20 protein-coding genes and 1 tRNA gene are annotated in these 18,808 nt (G+C 59.2%); 13 read left to right on the top strand and 8 right to left on the bottom strand.

From position 1 onward, the window contains the following. Positions 1-5: 5 nt before the first annotated feature. The 4 genes from GF108_RS02880 (at position 6) to GF108_RS02895 (ending at position 1,580) form a co-directional block, all read left to right on the top strand. A complete protein-coding gene (locus tag GF108_RS02880; RefSeq protein WP_153666796.1) occupies positions 6-497 on the top strand; it encodes an OsmC family protein in 492 nt (163 codons plus the stop codon). Further along, complete coding sequence (locus tag GF108_RS02885; protein ID WP_153666797.1) at positions 490-684, top strand: glutathione S-transferase; 195 nt, start codon at positions 490-492, stop codon at positions 682-684. Before GF108_RS02880 ends, GF108_RS02885 begins: the two co-directional genes overlap by 8 nt. Positions 685-769: 85 nt before the next feature. Further along, positions 770-1,102 (top strand): helix-turn-helix transcriptional regulator, encoded by a 333-nt coding sequence (locus GF108_RS02890; RefSeq protein ID WP_027230823.1) that lies wholly within the window; start codon positions 770-772, stop codon positions 1,100-1,102. Positions 1,103-1,106: 4 nt separating this feature from the next. Further along, the gene (locus tag GF108_RS02895) at positions 1,107-1,580 is read left to right on the top strand and encodes an SRPBCC family protein (RefSeq protein WP_153666798.1); all 474 of its coding nucleotides are present in this window, start codon (positions 1,107-1,109) and stop codon (positions 1,578-1,580) included. Between the two features lie 9 nt (positions 1,581-1,589). Here the strand turns inward: GF108_RS02895 and GF108_RS02900 are convergent, their stop codons facing one another. After that, positions 1,590-2,555, bottom strand: coding sequence for a DMT family transporter (locus GF108_RS02900; protein WP_153666799.1), 966 nt, complete (start codon positions 2,553-2,555; stop codon positions 1,590-1,592). A 397-nt stretch (positions 2,556-2,952) separates the two neighbouring features. Here GF108_RS02900 and GF108_RS02905 point away from each other — a divergent pair, with 397 nt between their 5' ends. Further along, a complete protein-coding gene (locus tag GF108_RS02905; protein WP_153667309.1) occupies positions 2,953-4,794 on the top strand; it encodes a DUF882 domain-containing protein in 1,842 nt (613 codons plus the stop codon). Positions 4,795-4,855: 61 nt separating this feature from the next. Here the strand turns inward: GF108_RS02905 and GF108_RS02910 are convergent, their stop codons facing one another. Then, positions 4,856-5,596 (bottom strand): SDR family oxidoreductase, encoded by a 741-nt coding sequence (locus GF108_RS02910; protein WP_153666800.1) that lies wholly within the window; start codon positions 5,594-5,596, stop codon positions 4,856-4,858. Positions 5,597-5,724: 128 nt separating this feature from the next. Between GF108_RS02910 and GF108_RS02915 the strand changes: the two genes are divergently transcribed. Further along, positions 5,725-6,618 (top strand): LysR family transcriptional regulator, encoded by an 894-nt coding sequence (locus GF108_RS02915; protein WP_153666801.1) that lies wholly within the window; start codon positions 5,725-5,727, stop codon positions 6,616-6,618. On the opposite strand, the gene GF108_RS02920 is transcribed toward GF108_RS02915, so the two are convergent. After that, positions 6,615-7,292, bottom strand: a complete 678-nt coding sequence (locus GF108_RS02920) for a TetR/AcrR family transcriptional regulator (protein ID WP_370462056.1) — start codon at positions 7,290-7,292, stop codon at positions 6,615-6,617. The two genes, GF108_RS02915 and GF108_RS02920, sit on opposite strands and share 4 nt — an antisense overlap. A gap of 94 nt (positions 7,293-7,386) precedes the next feature. Here GF108_RS02920 and GF108_RS02925 point away from each other — a divergent pair, with 94 nt between their 5' ends. Beyond that, the gene (locus GF108_RS02925; RefSeq protein WP_153666802.1) at positions 7,387-8,151 is read left to right on the top strand and encodes an NIPSNAP family protein; all 765 of its coding nucleotides are present in this window, start codon (positions 7,387-7,389) and stop codon (positions 8,149-8,151) included. Here the strand turns inward: GF108_RS02925 and GF108_RS02930 are convergent. The 4 genes from GF108_RS02930 to GF108_RS02945 form a co-directional block, all read right to left on the bottom strand. Continuing rightward, positions 8,088-9,344 (bottom strand): acyltransferase, encoded by a 1,257-nt coding sequence (locus tag GF108_RS02930; protein ID WP_153666803.1) that lies wholly within the window; start codon positions 9,342-9,344, stop codon positions 8,088-8,090. The genes GF108_RS02925 and GF108_RS02930 overlap by 64 nt on opposite strands. A gap of 95 nt (positions 9,345-9,439) precedes the next feature. Next, entirely contained in the window at positions 9,440-9,991 is a 552-nt protein-coding gene (locus tag GF108_RS02935) for a hypothetical protein (RefSeq protein ID WP_153666804.1), read from the bottom strand. 150 nt (positions 9,992-10,141) lie between these two features. Beyond that, positions 10,142-10,217 (bottom strand) — tRNA-Ala (locus GF108_RS02940). A 149-nt stretch (positions 10,218-10,366) separates the two neighbouring features. Continuing rightward, positions 10,367-10,756: a TIGR02300 family protein gene (locus GF108_RS02945; protein ID WP_027230833.1), complete on the bottom strand. Its 390-nt coding sequence runs from the start codon at positions 10,754-10,756 to the stop codon at positions 10,367-10,369. A 234-nt stretch (positions 10,757-10,990) separates the two neighbouring features. On the opposite strand from GF108_RS02945, the gene aroA reads away from it, so the two are divergent. The 4 genes from aroA (at position 10,991) to rpsA (ending at position 15,584) form a co-directional block, all read left to right on the top strand. After that, a complete protein-coding gene (gene aroA / locus GF108_RS02950) occupies positions 10,991-12,346 on the top strand; it encodes a 3-phosphoshikimate 1-carboxyvinyltransferase (RefSeq protein ID WP_153666806.1) in 1,356 nt (451 codons plus the stop codon). An 85-nt stretch (positions 12,347-12,431) separates the two neighbouring features. Next, on the top strand, positions 12,432-12,776 hold the full coding sequence (locus tag GF108_RS02955) for a hypothetical protein (RefSeq protein WP_091920606.1): 345 nt from the start codon (positions 12,432-12,434) through the stop codon (positions 12,774-12,776). 326 nt (positions 12,777-13,102) lie between these two features. Further along, the gene (cmk, locus tag GF108_RS02960) at positions 13,103-13,762 is read left to right on the top strand and encodes a (d)CMP kinase (RefSeq protein WP_246663857.1); all 660 of its coding nucleotides are present in this window, start codon (positions 13,103-13,105) and stop codon (positions 13,760-13,762) included. A 121-nt stretch (positions 13,763-13,883) separates the two neighbouring features. After that, a complete protein-coding gene (gene rpsA, locus GF108_RS02965; protein ID WP_027230837.1) occupies positions 13,884-15,584 on the top strand; it encodes a 30S ribosomal protein S1 in 1,701 nt (566 codons plus the stop codon). 73 nt (positions 15,585-15,657) lie between these two features. Here rpsA and GF108_RS02970 read toward each other — a convergent pair whose 3' ends face one another. Then, positions 15,658-16,245 (bottom strand): hypothetical protein, encoded by a 588-nt coding sequence (locus GF108_RS02970; RefSeq protein ID WP_091947279.1) that lies wholly within the window; start codon positions 16,243-16,245, stop codon positions 15,658-15,660. 423 nt (positions 16,246-16,668) lie between these two features. Between GF108_RS02970 and GF108_RS02975 the strand changes: the two genes are divergently transcribed. Both GF108_RS02975 and GF108_RS02980 read left to right on the top strand, forming a co-directional pair. Next, positions 16,669-17,685, top strand: coding sequence for a LacI family DNA-binding transcriptional regulator (locus GF108_RS02975; protein ID WP_153667311.1), 1,017 nt, complete (start codon positions 16,669-16,671; stop codon positions 17,683-17,685). A gap of 122 nt (positions 17,686-17,807) precedes the next feature. Beyond that, complete coding sequence (locus GF108_RS02980; RefSeq protein ID WP_153666807.1) at positions 17,808-18,776, top strand: complex I NDUFA9 subunit family protein; 969 nt, start codon at positions 17,808-17,810, stop codon at positions 18,774-18,776. The last annotated feature ends 32 nt before the right edge of the window (positions 18,777-18,808 follow it).

The following is an 18,808-nucleotide window of genomic DNA, read 5'->3' on the forward strand; positions in this document are numbered from 1 at the left end:
CAGCAATGACCACTTTCGGCGCGACAGTCCTTTGGGAAAAACAGGACAGCGAACCCTTCACCGACAACAAGTATAGCCGTGCCCATGTCTGGCAGTTCGATGGCGGCGCCGAAGTTCCGGCTTCGTCGTCGCCACACATTGTCCGCGTTCCCTTCTCCGAGCCCGCGAATGTCGATCCCGAAGAAGCCTTCGTTGCATCGCTGGCGAGCTGTCACATGCTGTTCTTTCTTTCGATTGCAGCGAAGAAAGGCTTTGTCGTCCGCCAGTATCGTGACGCTGCAGAGGGCGAACTTGCCAAGAATGAAGGTGGCCGGCTTTATGTGAGCCGGGTTACGTTGAAACCGGGCATAACCTACGTTGGCACGGCCCCAGATCGCGACACCGAAGCCGGCATACATCACGAAGCCCACGAACAATGCTTCATCGCCAATTCCGTGCTCACGCACGTCGTGGTCGAAGCCGTTCAAGGCGCCAGGGAGGAACAAGACGATGCATGAACTGAGGATTAGCGACGCGGTCAACAGGAATTGTCCCTGGTCGGGCGATCCGATCAAGGAGGATAGCCTCACGCTCTACAAGGGCGCGGTCGTTGGCTTTTGCAACCCCGGCTGCCGCGACAAGTTCGAAAAGGCGGTCAACCATTTCGAAGCGGCCCTGGCGCGCGTAGCGCACGCGAATTCTTAGAGCCGGACTTGCGCTAGCAATATCCGCCTGATTTTCCGACGACTCCGCCGATTGACAGCCTGCCGATGTTGGGATACTTAAGTGTATGCTTAACAAACAGGACAAGCTCGATCTCATGTTTCAGGCGCTCGCGGATCCGTCCCGGCGCAGCATGATCGAGCGGTTGAGCAAGGGACCAGCCTCGGTCAGCGAACTCGCCAAGCCCCTCACAATGTCCCTGCCGGCCGTGGTCCAGCATTTGCAGGTTCTCGAAGCGAGCGGGCTGGTACGGTCTGAAAAGGTCGGGCGCGTGCGCACCTGCCGTGTCGACTGGGTGGCACTGCAGACGGCCGAGGACTGGATGATGGATCGGCGCAGGACGTGGGAACTGCGCCTCGACAGGCTCGGCGATTTCCTCGCCGATCAAACAAAGGGATAAAAGCATGACCAAGCGATCCGTGACGCATGATACTTTTACTCTCGAGCGCAGCTATCCGGCTGCGCCAGCCCGGGTGTTCTTCGCATTGAGCGATCCGCAAGCGAAAGCAAAATGGTTCAAGGGTCCCGAGGAATGGGGGCCGGCCCAGCACCAGATAGATTTCAGGATCGGCGGACGCGAAGTCAGCATTGGCGGCCCCAAGGAAGGACCGCAGCACCGCTTCGATGCGATCTACCAGGATATCGTGCCGGACCAGCGCATTATCTACACCTACGAGATGCACCTTGACGGCAAGCGCATCTCCGTATCGCTGGCAACGCTCGAACTGAAGCCGGAGGGCACCGGAACGCGGCTGGTCCTGACCGAACAGGGCGCCTTCCTCGACGAGTTCGACGATCCGGCCGTGCGTCGGGGTGGGATGGACTCGCTGCTCGACGCACTCGGCGCATCCCTTGAAGCCGTGCCAGCAAACGCCTGAGCGAAATCACTAACCGTTGCCGGGTCCGGCGCCATCGCCCGATCCGGCAACCACTGTCTGATTGAGCGTTTTGATCCGCCCCTGACGCTTCAGCTGTTGTTCGCGGAAGAAGATGAAGAGGCCGGAAGCCACGATGAAGCCCGACCCGATCAACATCGACATGCGCGGTACGTCACCGAACACCAGCCAGCCGAAGACAATTGCCCAGAACAGCAACGTATACTGCAGCGGCGCTACGGTTGCCGCGTCCGCGAGCTTGAGAGCACGGTTGACAAGGACATGGGAGAGCATGGCGACGACGCCGAGAAGGCCGAGGAGCAGCAGATCGCGCAAGCTCACCGGCTTCCAGTCGAACATGATGGCGACGAGCCCCGCTGCACCGGCACCGACGATCTGCCAGAAAACCAGTGTCGTATCAGGTGTCCCGCGCAAGGATCGGCCAAGCAACAGCATGAAGGCAAACGCCACGCTGCCGAAAATCGAGATGATCGCCTGCGGTGTCAAAGCCTGGGACGACGGTTCGAGCGCGATGACCACGCCTACAAAGCCGATGACGATGGCGCTCCAGCGACGCCAGCCGACGGGCTCCTTCAGGATGAAGGGCGAGACCGCGGCCACATAGATGGGCGCCGCGAGCCAGTAGGTCATTACGTCGGCAAGCGGCAGGTAGACCACGGCGAAATAGAAGGCGAAGACCTCCACGGTCGAGAGAACCGCGCGCAGCAGCTGCAGGCGCGGGCGATCGACCTGAAACAGCTTCTCCGGTCCGTTGAACCAGATGAACGGCGCCAGGATGATGATCGCAGCGACGCTGCGGATGAAAACCACTTGGCCCACCGAATAGGTCGACACCAGCCATTTGCCCATCACATCGTTGAGGGAAAACATAAGCATGCCAAGCAGCATCAAAACGACGCCGTTGCGAGCTGCAGGCGATGTGGATGCGTGAATATGGGTATCCGATGGAGCGGACATTTCGGTTCTATCCTGGGGAGATTTTTTAGTCCGGCTGGTTTGCGCTATTTTTCTTGGCCAATCCAGCCCAAACAACCAAAAGGCCAGCTGTGGCACAAAAATAAGCAGATTTGGCCCAACCATTTGCAATGTCAGCCATAATCTCGACTTGAATTTGTCCTTTTAGGGAAGACAGCTTGTCTGGGGAAGCGTTCATTGACATTCAAATCGGATGCTCGTGTGCATCAATAAAGTGGTCATTAACCAATAAATCGGATAGTCCAGCTATTCGGTGCTTTGGAAAACGGTCAGGATTGGAACGATATTGTCTAGCGTGAGTGAAGCAAAAAGCGGCCTATCGAAGACAGTTTTCCCGATCAGCGGCCGCTGGTTTGGACCCTTCGTCCTTTTCCTGTCGATGCTGTTTTCCTCCGCCGAGGCCTTTGCCGAGACCCGCACGTTGCGGCTCTATTTCGTCCATACCAACGAACGCGCCGAAATAACCTTCAAGCGGAACGGCCGTTATCAGCAAGACGGCCTCAACAAGTTGAACCGTTTCCTGCGCGACTGGCGCCGCAACGAACCGACAAAGATGGACCCCCGCCTGTTCGATCTCGTCTGGCAGGTCTATGACAGGGTTGGCGGGCGCGATTATATCCACGTTGTTTCGGCCTACCGCTCACCGGCAACCAATTCCATGCTTCGCTCCCGTACGCGCGGTGTCGCCCGCAAGAGCCAGCACATGCTCGGCAAAGCCATGGACTGGTACCTGCCCGGCGTGAAGCTTGCGACCCTGCGTGCCACTGCCCTGCGCTACGAGGCTGGCGGCGTCGGTTATTATCCCCGTTCGGGATCGCCCTTCATTCACACCGACGTCGGCAATGTCCGCCACTGGCCGCGCATGAGCCGCAAGGAACTTCTCGCGGTCTTCCCGGACGGCAAGACGATCCATGTTCCATCCGACGGACGGCCGCTGCCCGGCTATGAACAGGCGGTCGCCGCCTATGAAGCCCGCCGTCGCAACGGCAGCTCGATACAGATTGCAAGCTCGTCATCGGGCTCCAGCCGGAAAGGCAAGACCCTGTTCGGCCTGCTCTTTGGCGGCGGTGCGGACGAGGAAGAGGATTCGAGCGAGAGCTCTGTCGCGGTCGCTTCAACGGCCAAGCCCTCGCGCGCCGTTGCCCAGGCTCCGGCAGGCGAGGATGCGGACGATGGCGGTGCGGCTCCGGCAGTGGCGGCACAGCCGCAACCGGCGGCAGCGCCTGCGGCAACCGCAACTCCGGTTGCCCCGGAGCTACCCGCCCGGGTTCCGCAGCCTTTGGCCGCGCCGCGCCAGGAAGCACCGGCGCCCGTCGCCATAACGCCCGAAGACAATGCCGCTCTCGCCTTTGCCGTGCCGGTACCGCTGCGCCGTCCAGACTACGCGCCGACACCCGCGCCGGGCGATCCTTCGACGCTTAATGCGCTCGCGCAGAACTCTGCCACGGTCGCCGTGCCCGAGACGCGACCCGACGACAGCGCCAGCGCGATCCGCGAACTCATTGCAGCAAATATCGACCAGCCCGCCGAGGCCGCCGATCAGTCCCAACCGGCCATGGCCAACGCCCTTGTTCCCGTGCCCTTCGACAAGCCGAAGCAGCCAGACATGAAGGTTGCTTCGGTTGTCCCGAGCCAGCGCCCGGTTGTGGCCGCAGCACCTGCCCCTGCCGCCGCAGAACAGGACGTCATCGCCGTTCCCGATGACAGTCTTAGCCCGGAGGCCATCATTGCCCAGGCGGACGTCGACCATGACGACGATTCCGCCGACCTTGTCGCGCCAATGCCGACGACGAGCGGGACCACAGGCGGACGGTTGCAGCCGCAGCAGAATGTTCAAATGGCGGCAGTTCAACCACAGACGTCCCTCCGTCGTACAATGCTCGAAGCCAAGGGTGATCCGGTCGCCATGCTCGACAGCGGCGTGAAGACCACCAGCAAGAAGGCCAAGCCGCACCGCCAGGCAGCACAGGGGCAGACGGCAAAGGCAATCCAGGTGTCCTCCGACCTATCGGACAGGGCGCTGTCATCCGAACAGGTCGCCGCCACTGCGCCAGAGGTGGTGCCGGCAGTTCTGCGCAACAGCTCGATGCGCAAGGCGCCGACGACGGTCTATACCGCCGGCTTCCAGCAAGCACTGCCTGTTGCTGACGCCAACAAGTTTACCGGCAAGGCCGTGACCTTCATGCAGATTGCGCGCTTCCAGCCGACCAGCGGCATGTAACGGCTGCAAGAACCCGAGACGAGCAACGGCGGCTTCACAGCCGCCGTTTTCTGTTTTGGGCTCAGACCAGCCCGCCATTGGCGCGCACGACCTGTCCATTGATCCAGCCGCCATCGGGACCGGCGAGAAACGAGACGACGCGGGCGATATCATCCGGCTGTCCAAGCCGTTCCATGGGCGCAGCCTTGCTGAGCTGCTGAACCAGTTCCTCGCTCTTGCCTGCAAGGAAGAGATCGGTTGCAACCGGCCCCGGCGCAACGGCATTGACCGTTATGTTACGGCCGCGCAGTTCCTTGGCGAAGATGCGGGTGAATGTTTCGACCGCCGCCTTGGTGCCGGCATAGACAGCGTAGCCCGGAAGGTTCGTCCCGACGACCGAAGTTGAAAAGTTGATGATGCGGTCGCCGTCGCCCATCCTGCCGGCAGCCTCGCGCATCGTGTTGAATGTGCCCTGAACGTTCGTGGCGAATTGCTGTTCGAAGACCGCGTCGCTGGTTTCGGCAAGCGGCTGAACGTTCATGATGCCGGCATTGTTGACGAGAACGCTGACCTTGCCGAGTTCCGCCTCGACAAGATCGAACATGCGGCGCACTTCTTCGGCCTTGGCAACATCCGCCTGCACGGTGATCGCTCTTTGGCCGGCCTTGCTGAGCTTGGCCGCAAGCGCCTCGGCTTCCCTGGCGCTGTTCGCATAATTGATGACGACGGCAAAACCGTCATTTGCGAGCCGCTCTGCAACTGCCGCTCCAATACCACGCGCTGCGCCTGTGACGATTGCGATCCGTTTATCGGTGTGTGTCATTCGATGGAACTCCCCTGTCACGTTGACATTTGCTCCACTATGCCGCAAATCGCTTTCTGCATAATTAGCCAATAATTGGCATGACTATTCGATATTCGATAACAATTGAACGAGAGTGAGGCGGCGCGATGGATCGCTTTCGTGATATGCAGATTTTCGTACGCATCGTCGAGCGGCGCAGTTTCACTAATGCTGCGGACGATCTTCACATTCCGCGCGCGACGGTGACCAACGCCATGCAGCGCCTTGAAGAGCGCCTGGGTACGCGCTTGCTCGACCGAACGACACGCCAGGTCAACCCAACACTCGACGGCGAAGCCTATTACGAACGTTGCCTGCGCCTTCTCGCCGACATGGAGGAAGCGGAAGCATCGTTCCGAGACTCGGCGCCGAAGGGTCTTTTGCGGGTAAACTTGCAAGGCACGCTGGCGCGACATTTCGTGATACCGGCGCTGCCCGATTTCCTCAATCGTTACGCCGCGCTCGAGCTCAGCATCGGCGAAGGCGACCGGCTTGTCGATCTCGTTCAGGAGGGAGTCGACTGCGTTCTGCGCGCCGGCGACCTCAAGGATTCCACGATGGTCGGACGCAAGATCGCCGAGATGCAGCAGGTCACCTGTGCGAGCCCGGCTTACCTTGCCCGGCATGGCGAGCCAAGGAGCTTGGATGACCTCGCCGGACATCAGGCCGTCAATTATGTTTCAAGCGGTACGGGCAAACCGTTTCCGCTGGAATTCGCCACGCAAACAGGTCTCAGACTGGTGAACTTGCCGGGACCCGTTTCGGTGACGGGCGCGGATATTTATGCGGCATCCGCAATTGCCAGCCTCGGGCTCATCCAGGTGCCACGTTATCGGATCGCGAATGAACTTGCTGAAGGAAGCCTGCGCGTCATTCTCCCCGGGAGCCCACCACCGCCAATGATCGTTTCGGTGCTCTATCCGCAGAACCGCCAGCTTTCTTCGCGCGTGCGCGTCTTCGCCGACTGGCTCACCGAAATCTTCGCTGGGGCGCCGCTCTAGGTTCTGCGCAGCAAGGTCTCGAGTTGGGTCGCGCAGGCGCGCAGCGGCGCCGCGCTCTGGCTGGTCTTGGCCATCGCCATCGCCCCCGAATAGCTGGCAACCACGAGCGTGGCGAGATCGTGCGCGCGCGCCTCGTCCATTTCCGGATGATCAGCGTGCAAGCGGAAGGAAAGCGCGGCGCGCCAGCGATCGAAGACGGCGTTGACCGCTTCGCGAAAGTCTGGATCGGCCAGTGAAAGTTCGAGCGCGAGGTTGTTCAGCGGGCAACCGGTCACCGCCCGGTTATGCTCGAGCGTATCAGCAACACCGTTGAACACCGCGCGAATTCCCGACGCGGCCGATGATGCATTTGAAACCGGCTGGATGGCGGTCGCCTCGACTTCCGGCGCCACCCGCTCGGCGATGACGGCAAGGCCAAGCGACTTCTTTGTCGCAAAATGATGGTGCAGCGCGCCTCCGGTGGTGCCCGCTGCCCGCACCACGTCATGCACGCTCGTTGCATTGTAGCCGTGCCGCTGGAAAAGGTCGGCGCCAACATCGAGGATGCGGGCTCGCATTGCCTGCGGGTTATTCGTACGCTTCGGCTTGCCGGCAGCAGCCACGGCCGGGGCTCCGGCGCGATGCTTTTCGCTCATGGGCGCCACACCGCGCGTTTTCAGTTCGTTCTCGGCCACGACCAGATCTCCTTTCCAAAGGATAGCGAGATTGACAAAACAGGACAACCGGTCTTTTATTAAAACAGGACGCCCTGTTTGTTTCGGAGGATGAATGTTCACGACTGTTGAAACCGCCCATCCCGCGGGTCTTGAGCCGAGGCAAAGCCCGATCACGGAGCTACGCCGCTACAGGCTGCATCCGGGGCGACGCGACGAACTGATCGCGCTCTTCGATGCTGAATTCATCGAAACCCAGGAAGGCTGCGGCATGCGTGTCATTGGCCAGTTCCGTGATCTCGACGATCCGGATGCATTTGTCTGGCTCAGGGGATTTTCCGGCATGCGAGAACGGCATGCTGCGCTGACAGCATTCTATGACGGGCCGGTCTGGGCAAGACATCGCGACGCTGCCAACGCGACCATGCTCGATTCCGATGATGTGCTGCTTCTGCACCTGGCAAGCGTTTCGGGAGGCTTCAGGCTTCCGGATGCCCGACCCGGGCATGGCTGCGAGGAGCCGCCATCGGCAATCTATCAGGCGTTGACATACAGGCTGAAGGAACCCGCTGAAAACGCGTTTCACTCATTTCACCGCAATGAACTGGAGCCGATTCTGGACCGGATTGGCGATATGCGCATTGCAATTTTGGCTTCGGAGCCCAGTGAAAACACTTTTTCTCGGCTTCCCGTGCGGCTCGGAGAAAATGTTTTCGTGGTCTTCTCCCGCTTCGCCGATCTGGCCGCCCATGCCGATTTCACCAGACGGCTGACAAACGACATTGCATGGCAAGGCGCGCAGGAGGTACTGGAAAGCTATTTGATCGGGGAATCTATCGTAGCAAGGCTTTCGCCGACCGGCCGCTCTGCGTTGCGATGAACCTGCAGCTGGCGCTCACCCGCTGCGGCGGCCGGCTCGCGTTCGCTGCGCTGAATTCTGCGACCGAGTTCGATGCCGGGCCGCTCAATGAGAACATGCGCTGCCAGCGCCGTGAAAACCAGCAGGACCATGACAACGCCTATGATGAGCCAATAGTACGCGTCGGCGGCCAGAGCGAATGCACGCAACGGCGGAATGGCGAAGATTGAAAACAACGCGAGGCCCTGCATCAGATAAATGCAATAACTGATTTCTCCGAGCCGGATCGAAGGCCGCGCGACCAGCAGCCCGAAAAGCGTGCCGCCGCTTAGCATCAAATAGAAGGACGCTCCGATTAAGACAGACCCATCCGGGCGATAGGATGTTTCATAATTCATTCCTATGACTGCAAGTATCGCGGCAATGCCAATCGACGCTATCGCCGGGTGCAGCAGCGGCACCAAACCTTCATCTTCAAGCGACGCACACACCATACCGAAGCCAAAGAGCGAATAGAGCGCAAACTGCCTGTCCGGCGCAATCACGGCAAAGATCAGGGCCAGCACCGTTGCGAGCACCGTGAAAGGTAGATGCAGGCGATCACGCCGCGCAAAAATTGCAAGGAAAGGCAACGCGAAATAGAAAAGCCATTCATATTGCAAGGTCCATGTGACCCCGGCCGTCAGGGTGCCTATGCCCGGGGCACCGTTTATCTCGACAAGCGGAAAGATACCAAGGGACAGGTTTTGGATGAGTTCCATGAAAAGTTGCGACGCTGGGACGTTCAGCCGCGCGCCGGACCTGACGAACATGATAGCCATGGCGATCGAGGCGACAAGCAGATAGACCGGGCCCAGCCTGAACAGGCGTCCGAGCATGAGACTGGCGAAATCAACCGATCCCATCGCCCTGACGATCTTCCCCCAGAACAGATAGCCCGTGATCACGAAAAAATAGGCAACACCCAGTTGTCCGGCCAGGGTGTAAAAGCGCGACGGTGGCACTGCCCAGGCGCCATTGCGCATGAACTCATAGTAAATGATGGAATGGTGGAGCACGACGCCAAGTGCCAAAAATCCCCGCAGCCCATCCACCGCATCGATGCGCCGACCCCTGGCTGGACCAAATCCCGCCCGATCGAAGACCGGCAGGCAAGCGAGCAGCATGACTAAGCCAATAGCGACGAATGCTGGCCAAACGGCATAAACGGTCATTCAGGAGCGGTCCACCATGCAGAATTTACCCGGCATTGCACATAAACCGCAGCGATGCAACGCCCATGCGGGGCGGCACATCTCCTCGTAAGCGATCAAGATATATAAACGTCCCAAGCCACAAGCGGCAAATACACAATTGTCAGCGCTGCGTATACCTTGCGCGACTTGGCGAAGAAGGTTGCGACGGGCAGTACAATCATTGGAACGTCGGTCAAAGCCCATGAAGACAAAGGCGACGATTTGAAAAAGAAAATATTCACGAGGAAAGCGAGCAGGAGGAAACCGGTCAGCGATAGGAGGGCGTATCGCCCGTCATGTTCAAAATAGGCGCGCAGTCCGTTTTTTTCATCCTCACTTCTGCTCGGCAGCATCAGCGCTGCTGACAGGAAAAGCATCAGGGTGAGGAGAACAAGGAAGATAAAATCTGGGAAAGAAAACGTTGGCTTCACAGATGGCAGCAGCGTAATGGCCCACCAGTATTGAAGTTGGATAGTGAACAGGATCGCCGCCCATACGAGCGGTACCCAGTCAAGTGGACTTTCGCGCCGGATACGGAACACAGTGACCAAGCCAAGCAGCAGGCGTGTCACCCCGAGGCCCAGGACCATTGAGAGAACGGTTACAATCCTGCCGAAGTCGGTCATAGGTACAGATCGCCGTTTTTCTCAGGAGAAACAACTCGCCCTGTTGTAAACTGGCATTCTTAACAAATCGCATTGGCACGCTAACTGCGCTCGGGCCCCCGATGCTCAGATGTGAGATTTCCAAGAGAGATCGGATTGATTTAGGAAATTTGGTGGAGCCAAGCGGGATCGAACCGCTGACCTCTTGCATGCCATGCAAGCGCTCTCCCAGCTGAGCTATGGCCCCATTCCAATCGGCCGGAAAGGCCGCGCCGGGTAAACCGGCAAACTGTTCGGCAAGGTCTGGCGCCTTGCCCGGGCGGGTACTTATCTCCCGCCGCCGGGAAGATCAAGTCCTGTTCGCCGGTTATTTTCGACGAACAGGATTATTTGAAATCAATTCTCGTCGTCGTCGCCAATGCCGCCGCCGAGGATGTCGGTGACGTCGTCGTCCTCGTCTTCCTCGTCTTCGGCAAGGAACGTATCGTCATCGTCGGAATCTTCCACCTCGACATCGACATCATCGCCAAGGTCCGGAACATCCTCGCCGCTGTCGGCATCCGCATCCTCGAGCGAAACGAATTCCGGCTTCTCGAGCGCAACGTCGAGTTCTTCGGTTTCAACCTCTTCTTCCTCTTCGCGCGCGGCGGCCGCGGTCGAATCGAAGTAGCTGAGCGGGTAGCTCTTGCCCGTATACGGCGAAACAATCGGATCGCGGTTCAGATCGTAGAACTTCTGCCCGGTCTCCGGGTCAATTCGCTTGGTGCCAAGTTTGGGATTTGCCACGTTTTGCCTCGCGTTCTGGCTGCGCCCGCATCCGGTCAACATTCAGGTCCTAAACCCGACCGTGCATGCAAGCGCTCATCAAAAATGGATTTCTGGTCCCATAAACGCAATTCAGCGTATTTGTCAAAGTGAAAAAAGCCCGCACACGCGAATGCATTTGCGAGATGACCGCATCTTCAAGCTGTGTTACCAACGCGGCCGCACCCTGCCAGCCCTTTTCATTGTGATTGCTCCATGTCCCACACTTCATTGCCCCGCCCCGCTACCGCCCGTCGCTCGAAGGCCCTTTCGGGCGATATCCGCATCCCCGGCGACAAGTCGATCTCGCATCGCTCTTTCATGTTTGGCGGCCTTGCTTCCGGCGAAACCCGCATTACCGGCCTGCTCGAAGGCGAAGACGTGATCAACACCGGTCGCGCCATGCAGGCCATGGGCGCGAAGATCGCCAAGGATGGAGATTCATGGATCATTCACGGTACCGGCAATGGCTGCCTTCTTGAGCCGGAGGCTCCGCTTGATTTCGGCAATGCCGGAACCGGCGCACGCCTGACCATGGGCCTCGTCGGCACCTATGCGATGGAGACGACGTTCATCGGCGACGCCTCGCTCTCGAAGCGCCCGATGGGCCGCGTGCTAAATCCCTTGCGAGAAATGGGCGTGCAGGTCTCGGCCGCGGATGGCGACCGCCTGCCGTTGACGTTGCGCGGTCCCAAGGCGGCGACCCCGATCACATATCGCGTGCCGATGGCGTCAGCGCAGGTCAAATCAGCCGTGCTTCTCGCCGGCCTCAACACTCCGGGCATAACGACCGTGATCGAGCCGGTAATGACACGCGACCACACCGAAAAGATGCTGCAGGGTTTCGGTGCCAATCTTTCGGTCGAGACGGGCACGGATGGCGTCCGCCATATTCGTATCGAGGGCCAGGGCAAGCTTGTCGGACAGGTCATCGACGTGCCGGGCGATCCCTCCTCGACGGCCTTCCCGCTGGTCGCGGCCCTGCTCGTCCCCGGCTCCGACATCACCATTCGCAACGTGCTGATGAACCCGACGCGCACCGGCCTGATCCTGACATTGCAGGAAATGGGCGCGAATATCGAGGTTCTCAACGCACGTCTTGCCGGCGGCGAAGACGTCGCCGACCTGCGCGTGCGCTCGTCTGAACTCAAGGGCGTCAGCGTGCCGCCGGAACGTGCGCCCTCCATGATCGACGAATATCCCGTCCTCGCGGTCGCAGCGAGCTTTGCCGCGGGCGAGACACTCATGCACGGACTCGATGAACTGCGCGTCAAGGAATCGGATCGTCTCTCGGCTGTCGCCAATGGGCTGAAAGCCAATAGGGTCGATTGCACGGAAGGTCCCGAAAGCCTCAGCGTGCGCGGCCGTCCGGACGGCAAGGGCGTTGGCGGCGGTACCGTCGAGACGCATCTCGACCACCGAATCGCCATGAGCTTCCTCGTCATGGGCCTTGCCGCCGAAAAGCCGGTCACTGTCGACGACGCGACGATGATCGCGACGAGCTTCCCGGAATTCATGGAGATGATGACCGGAATGGGCGCGGAGATTTCCGAAGACGGCGCGCAAGGCTAGATCGGTTCCGATTGCGCATGATTGCATCTGAACAATCCGCAGAACTATCAGCATGCCGTGCGCCAGATCGGGAGCGCCTCGGACAATGAGCGCGCTCCTTTCAGCCTTCACGGTCTATTTCCTCTACGCCATGTCGAGCGTTCCCTGCCTGGTCTGGGCGGGACGCAGCGCCTATGCCGGCACGATCGCCAGCAGGGAGCCCCGGCCATGGCCGGGCACGGCCAGAACAATCCTGTGGGTTGCGCTTCCTTTGCTCTTGATCTTCCTTTATGCGTGGAATGTGTCTGACACTGCATCCGGTGCAGTGAATGCAGAGGCTGAAGGCGCCAGCGATTGGATGCCCTATCAGTTTCTGCTCTTGCCATCGGCGCTCGGTTCGATCGCCGGCTACGGCATAGGCTTTATCATGGGCAAGAGAAGGGTCGCTTGATGTTTTTCCTGCTGACGTCATTTGCCATCGTCGCCATTCCCTATGCGGTCGAACGCGTGGGCCTTCGGGTCCGCTTCGGCCTGTTTGCGCTGCTTTTCTGGCTCTTCATCTTTCAGTTCGTTCTCATTTTCCTCATCGATACGATACTGCAGAATTTTGCCGCCACCCTGCCCGGCTGGCTGGAATCAATGCTGTCGACCGTCGGCGGGTTTGCTTTTGTGACGATAGGCATCACTCCCATCATCACGCTGGTTCTTGCCGCCGCCTACTCGCTGTTTGCGCTCTGGCAATGGGCTTTCGACAAGGAAGAAAAAGAAGACGCGGCGCTGCCGCAGACGCATTTCACGATTGCGATCGACGGACCGGCTGCCTCGGGCAAGGGCACGCTTGCCCGCCGTATCGCCGATGCTTACGGCTACCACCACCTCGATACGGGCCTCACCTACCGCGCGGTGGCGAAATCGCTCATGGACCAGAACATGCCGCTCGATGACGAGTTCCTTGCCGAAAAGGCAGCGCGCAGCGTTGATCTTTCGAGGCTCGACCGGGATGTCCTTGCCGCCCACGACATTGGCGAGGGCGCGTCGCGTGTCGCGGTGATGCCGGCGGTGCGGCGCACGCTCGTCGCTGCGCAGCAGAGTTTTGCGGCACGCTCACCGGGCGCGGTGCTCGATGGCCGCGATATTGGCACGGTGGTTTGCCCGGATGCACCGGTGAAACTCTATATAACTGCCTCGCCCGAGGCGCGCGCCAGGCGCCGCTACGACGAGATCAAGTTGAACGGCGGTTCGGCGACGTATGAGGATATCCTCAACGATTTGCGGCGCCGCGACGCACGCGACATGGGCCGAACCGATTCCCCCTTGAAGCCCGCTGGCGACGCGCACTTGCTTGATACGACAGAAATGGATATAGAGACCGCGTTTCTCAGTGCCAAAACCCTGATCGATCAGGCCTTGGCGCGAAACACGCATTCTAAACGATAACATTTGCCGCCATCCCATGCACCGGATTGCCCTTCAAAGGGCGGGTTGGCATGCAAATGAACCGCAACACGAACCACCGGTGCTGTGTCCGATGTATTTTCCGGACACTTCAGGAGTATGTATGTCTCAAGCCAATCCAACGCGCGAAGATTTCGAAGCTCTTCTCGCCGAGTCCTTTGCCACCAACGACCTTGCTGAAGGTTATGTTGTAAAGGGCCGTATCGTCGCCATCGAAAAAGACATGGCGATCATCGACGCCGGCCTCAAGGTTGAGGGCCGCGTTCCGCTGAAGGAATTCGGCGCCAAGGCCAAGGACGGTTCGCTCAAGCCGGGCGATCTCGTCGAAGTCTATGTCGAGCGTATCGAAAACGCTCTCGGCGAAGCCGTTCTGTCGCGTGAAAAAGCACGCCGCGAAGAGAGCTGGGTCCGCCTTGAAGAGAAGTTCAATCGCGGCGAGCGCGTCGACGGTGTCATCTTCAACCAGGTCAAGGGCGGCTTTACCGTCGATCTCGATGGCGCCGTTGCCTTCCTGCCGCGTTCGCAGGTCGACATCCGTCCGATCCGCGACGTCACCCCGCTTATGCACAACCCGCAGCCGTTCGAAATCCTCAAGATGGACAAGCGTCGCGGCAACATCGTTGTCTCGCGCCGTACCGTTCTTGAAGAGAGCCGCGCTGAGCAGCGCTCCGAAATCGTCCAGAACCTCGAAGAGGGTCAGGTCGTTGAGGGCGTGGTCAAGAACATCACCGATTACGGTGCGTTCGTTGATCTCGGCGGCATCGACGGTCTGTTGCATGTGACCGATATGGCATGGCGCCGTGTCAACCATCCGTCGGAAATCCTGTCGATCGGCCAGACGGTCAAGGTCCAGATCATCCGTATCAACCAGGAAACCCATCGTATTTCGCTCGGCATGAAGCAGCTCGAAAGCGATCCGTGGGATGGCATCGGTGCCAAGTACCCCATCGGCAAGAAGATCACCGGTACCGTCACCAACATCACCGACTACGGTGCATTCGTTGAGATCGAGCCCGGCATTGAAGGCCTGATCCACGTTTCCGAAATGTCCTGGACGAAGAAGAACGTGCATCCCGGCAAGTTGCTCTCGACCACGCAGGAAGTCGAAGTCGTTGTTCTCGAAGTTGATCCGGTCAAGCGCCGCATCTCCCTCGGCCTCAAGCAGACGCTCGACAATCCGTGGACGACCTTTGCAGAGAAGTTCCCGGTCGGCACGATCGTCGAAGGCGAAGTCAAGAACAAGACCGAGTTCGGCCTGTTCATTGGCCTCGACGGCGACGTCGACGGCATGGTTCACCTTTCCGACCTCGACTGGAACCGTCCGGGCGAACAGGTCATCGAAGAGTACAACAAGGGTGATGTCGTCAAGGCTCAGGTTCTCGACGTCGACGTCGAGAAGGAGCGTATCTCTCTCGGCATCAAGCAGCTTACCGGCGACAAGGTCGGCGAAGCCGCTTCCTCCGGCGAACTGCGCAAGAACGCTGTTGTAACCGTTGAAGTCACCGGGATCACCGATGGCGGCCTCGAAGTTCGTCTGGTAGACCACGACCTCGATACCTTCATCCGTCGTGCTGACCTCTCGCGTGACCGTGACGAACAGCGTCCGGAACGCTTCACGGTCGGTCAGAAGGTTGACGCCCGCGTCATCGCCTTCGACAAGAAGACCCGCAAGCTGCAGGTCTCGATCAAGGCGCTTGAAATCGCCGAAGAGAAGGAAGCTGTCGCACAGTACGGTTCGACCGACTCCGGCGCTTCACTCGGCGACATTCTCGGCGCTGCGCTGAAGAAGCAGGAAAAGAACTAAGCGTCTCTTCCAGCCGAAAACCAATGACCCGCCGGTGCAAGCCGGCGGGTTTTTCTATGGACGTCTGGCAGCCTCAGATCGTGTCGAACTGCACGAGGATAAAGGCGATCTGGACTATAAGCGCGAGGCAGACGAGAACGATCTGCGCGTTCGGACGGCGAAGATAAATGCCAAGTCCCGCAATGCCGATCAGGAACAAATTGCGGAAGGGATATTCAGGGCCGAGCGAGCCAAAATGCGCCTTGCCCTTCATCGCAGTATCAAAGAAATCGACGACAAAAATCGCGATCAATATGCCGAAATACCACGCTCTTCGTGACATGAAGTAGTCTTCATAGCCGGAATAGCCCTCCATGCTGTCGGGGAAAAGCAGCGCGCAGGCAAGGAAGTGAATGCTCGCGAAGAAGATGACGAAGAGATAGGCCTCAAAAGTCCATTGCACGAGTTCGTGCAGGTAAAATTCGAACCACCAGAAATGCACGACGGTGAGAAAGGTAAAGAGCACCCAGCCGAGATGCACGGCAAATATGTTCTTGCGCTGCGGGTGCTGGATGATACGTGCGACACCGGTCAGCAGTCGCGAGACGCTCAGGCCGAGGATGATGCCGATGATGACGCGCACATGGGTGAAGACTTCCGGGTCGGGTATGCGGCCTTCCAATGCGTATCCTCCCCTCGCAGCCATGAACTGGAAGCTTATGCTAGCCGACTGCAAGATTGATGCAAACAACTGGCTCAAACACAGCCTGCGAAGGTGTCAGGTTTCATGCCTGCCGTGCAAAGGCATCCGAAATATTTCTATAGCCCAAAGGTATTAGCTTCACCCTCTTCGCAAGGATTAGTTTCATGATAATGTTTTCCCGGAATTGATCCGGACTAATTAAGATCTTGACGCGCGTGAGGCTCTCTGCAACTTTCCGAAAAATTGATCGCGCCCCATCAATCAGGTGATGTATTGCGCCGTCTTAGTTTTGAGCAAAAAATCATTGTGATGATCGGCGGTAATTTCCGCACGCACCGGCTTTTTAGAGAGCAAGCCGACAGCAAGCAGGGAAACCAGACGGTGAAAAAACCTATCAAGACGATGGAAGATTTTTCCGAGTTCGTCGGGCTGTCGCGTCCGACGGTTTCGAAATATTTCAACGATCCGAATTCCGTCCGAAGTTCCACACGCGCCATCATCGAGGCCGCCGTCAAGCAGTCGGGATTTCGGCCCAACATCTTTGCGGTCAATCTCAATCGCCGCCGCACCAATATACTCGGCATCATCGTGCCGAATTCGACCGATCCATTTTATATGGCCTTGACGCGCCGGATCGAAGGCATTGCCGAACAGGCGGGCTACCTTGCCTTTGTCTTGAGCTCCGACGGCAAACCGGAACTTGAAGAACGCGCCATCGAGACATTCAAGTCGATGAACGTCGCGGGCGTGATTATCGGCCCTCTCGGCGTGCAGTCGCATCACGAAAAGCTGCGCAAGCTCGGCGATTCAATTCCGCTGGTTTATGTCGATTCACCGCTCGATGCCACCTCGGCCTATGTCGGCACCAATAATCGCCAGAGCTTCAGGCTGATCGTCGATTATCTGACGCGCTCCGGCGAGCCGCCCTGCTATTTCGGCATGGCGCTCGTCAACAACAACGCACTCGAGCGGCGCGACGCCTATACGGAGGCGATGACTGACCTTAATTTCGAGCCCCGCCCCATTCCGATCGAGGAGCATGCCAATTGGGATTTCGAGAAATATGCGTTCGACCGGACGACCCGTATCCTGAAGGAAGGGGGTTTCCCCACCAACACCGTATTTTGCGCCAATGACCGGATCGCGTTCGGCGTGGTGGCTGCTGCATACCAGGCGGGACTGAAGGTTGGACGCGGATCCGACTGCCAACTGCGCGTCGCCGGGCACGACGACCAGCCGCTGTCGCGCTATATGTGTCCGCCGCTGACGACGGTGGCGCAAAACTACAACGAGATCGGCCGGCTAGCGATCGAACTGCTCTTCCATAAGCTCGGCGAGAACCAGGACTCCAAAACGCCCCTGCCGGTGGATTCGCGCATCCTTCTTAATGCGGAAATCAAGCTGCGCATGTCGGCCTGACGGGATGCGAGCGCGGCAACGCGCCGCGAGAATGCAGCGCAACGACCCTTTGCCTTCATTCAAAAAGGCAGTAAACAGCTTGGAAATATGCGGCCGCAGTTTCATTCCCATAGGAGCGCTCGATGACAATCACCAAGCCAAAACTCGTCACCGTTTTCGGAGGCTCTGGCTTTATTGGTCGTTATGTCGTGCGTGCGCTGACGAAGCGCGGCTACCGGGTTCGTGTCGCAGTGCGTCATCCGGAACTCGCCTTTCACCTGCAGCCGCTCGGCGGCGTCGGCCAGATCCAGGCTGTCCAGGCCAATCTGCGCTATCGCTGGTCGGTGGATCGTGCCGTTGCGGGATCGGACCATGTGATCAATCTCGTTGGTCTCCTGTTCGAAGGCGGCAATCAAAAGTTCGGCACGGTGCATGATTTTGGCGCGCGGGCCGTCGCCGAGGCTTGCCGTGCGGCGGGCGTTCCGCTGACCCATATGTCGGCCCTCGGTGCCGACCCGAAGTCACACTCCGCCTATGCCAGCACCAAGGGCCGCGCCGAGGCTGCGGTGCGCGATATCCTGCCGGACGCCGTGATCGTCCGCCCGTCGATCGTCTTCGGCCCTGAGGACAATTTCTTCAACAAGTTCGCCAATATGGCGCGGTTGTCGCCGTTCCTGCCATTGATCGGTGGCGGACATACCAAGTTTCAGCCGGTCTATGTCGGCGATGTTGCCGAGGTTATTGCGCGCTCCGTCGACGGGGCCTTGAAGCCCGGCGAGATTTATGAACTTGGCGGCAATGAAGTGCTGACGTTCAAGCAGTGCCTCGACATCGTCCTGCGCGTGATCGGCCGCAAGCGCTGGTTCGTCTCGCTTCCCTTCTGGGTTGCCCGCCTGCAGGGGCGGATCATGGGTATGCTCCCCAACCCGATGCTGACGCGAGACCAGGTTCTTTTGCTGCAAAAGGATAATGTGGTGTCGCATGCCGCCAAGGCCGAGGGGCGGACTCTAGAAGGCCTCGGCATTCAGCCGGAAACAGTCGAGATTATCCTGCCATCCTATCTCTGGCGCTTCCGCGTCCACGGGCAGTATTCAGCTCAGAAGCCCGCCTAGGTCTCCCGCAACGGGAGACCCCTTGATGTCCC

Origin of the sequence: Phyllobacterium sp. SYP-B3895, from assembly GCF_009647635.1 — a bacterium.
GTDB classification, from domain to species: domain Bacteria; phylum Pseudomonadota; class Alphaproteobacteria; order Rhizobiales; family Rhizobiaceae; genus Phyllobacterium; species Phyllobacterium pellucidum.

Coding starts and splice junctions, on each gene's coding strand:
- GF108_RS02925 (WP_153666802.1), top strand. CDS start 7,387: ATGTTCACGACTGTTGAAACCGCCCATCCCGCGGGTCTTGAGCCGAGG.
- GF108_RS02890 (WP_027230823.1), top strand. CDS start 770: ATGCTTAACAAACAGGACAAGCTCGATCTCATGTTTCAGGCGCTCGCG.
- GF108_RS02900 (WP_153666799.1), bottom strand. CDS start 2,555: ATGTCCGCTCCATCGGATACCCATATTCACGCATCCACATCGCCTGCA.
- GF108_RS02910 (WP_153666800.1), bottom strand. CDS start 5,596: ATGACACACACCGATAAACGGATCGCAATCGTCACAGGCGCAGCGCGT.
- GF108_RS02885 (WP_153666797.1), top strand. CDS start 490: ATGCATGAACTGAGGATTAGCGACGCGGTCAACAGGAATTGTCCCTGG.
- rpsA (WP_027230837.1), top strand. CDS start 13,884: ATGTCTCAAGCCAATCCAACGCGCGAAGATTTCGAAGCTCTTCTCGCC.
- GF108_RS02975 (WP_153667311.1), top strand. CDS start 16,669: ATGGAAGATTTTTCCGAGTTCGTCGGGCTGTCGCGTCCGACGGTTTCG.
- GF108_RS02905 (WP_153667309.1), top strand. CDS start 2,953: ATGCTGTTTTCCTCCGCCGAGGCCTTTGCCGAGACCCGCACGTTGCGG.
- aroA (WP_153666806.1), top strand. CDS start 10,991: ATGTCCCACACTTCATTGCCCCGCCCCGCTACCGCCCGTCGCTCGAAG.
- GF108_RS02980 (WP_153666807.1), top strand. CDS start 17,808: ATGACAATCACCAAGCCAAAACTCGTCACCGTTTTCGGAGGCTCTGGC.
- GF108_RS02935 (WP_153666804.1), bottom strand. CDS start 9,991: ATGACCGACTTCGGCAGGATTGTAACCGTTCTCTCAATGGTCCTGGGC.
- GF108_RS02895 (WP_153666798.1), top strand. CDS start 1,107: ATGACCAAGCGATCCGTGACGCATGATACTTTTACTCTCGAGCGCAGC.
- GF108_RS02915 (WP_153666801.1), top strand. CDS start 5,725: ATGGATCGCTTTCGTGATATGCAGATTTTCGTACGCATCGTCGAGCGG.
- GF108_RS02955 (WP_091920606.1), top strand. CDS start 12,432: ATGAGCGCGCTCCTTTCAGCCTTCACGGTCTATTTCCTCTACGCCATG.
- GF108_RS02930 (WP_153666803.1), bottom strand. CDS start 9,344: ATGACCGTTTATGCCGTTTGGCCAGCATTCGTCGCTATTGGCTTAGTC.
- GF108_RS02880 (WP_153666796.1), top strand. CDS start 6: ATGACCACTTTCGGCGCGACAGTCCTTTGGGAAAAACAGGACAGCGAA.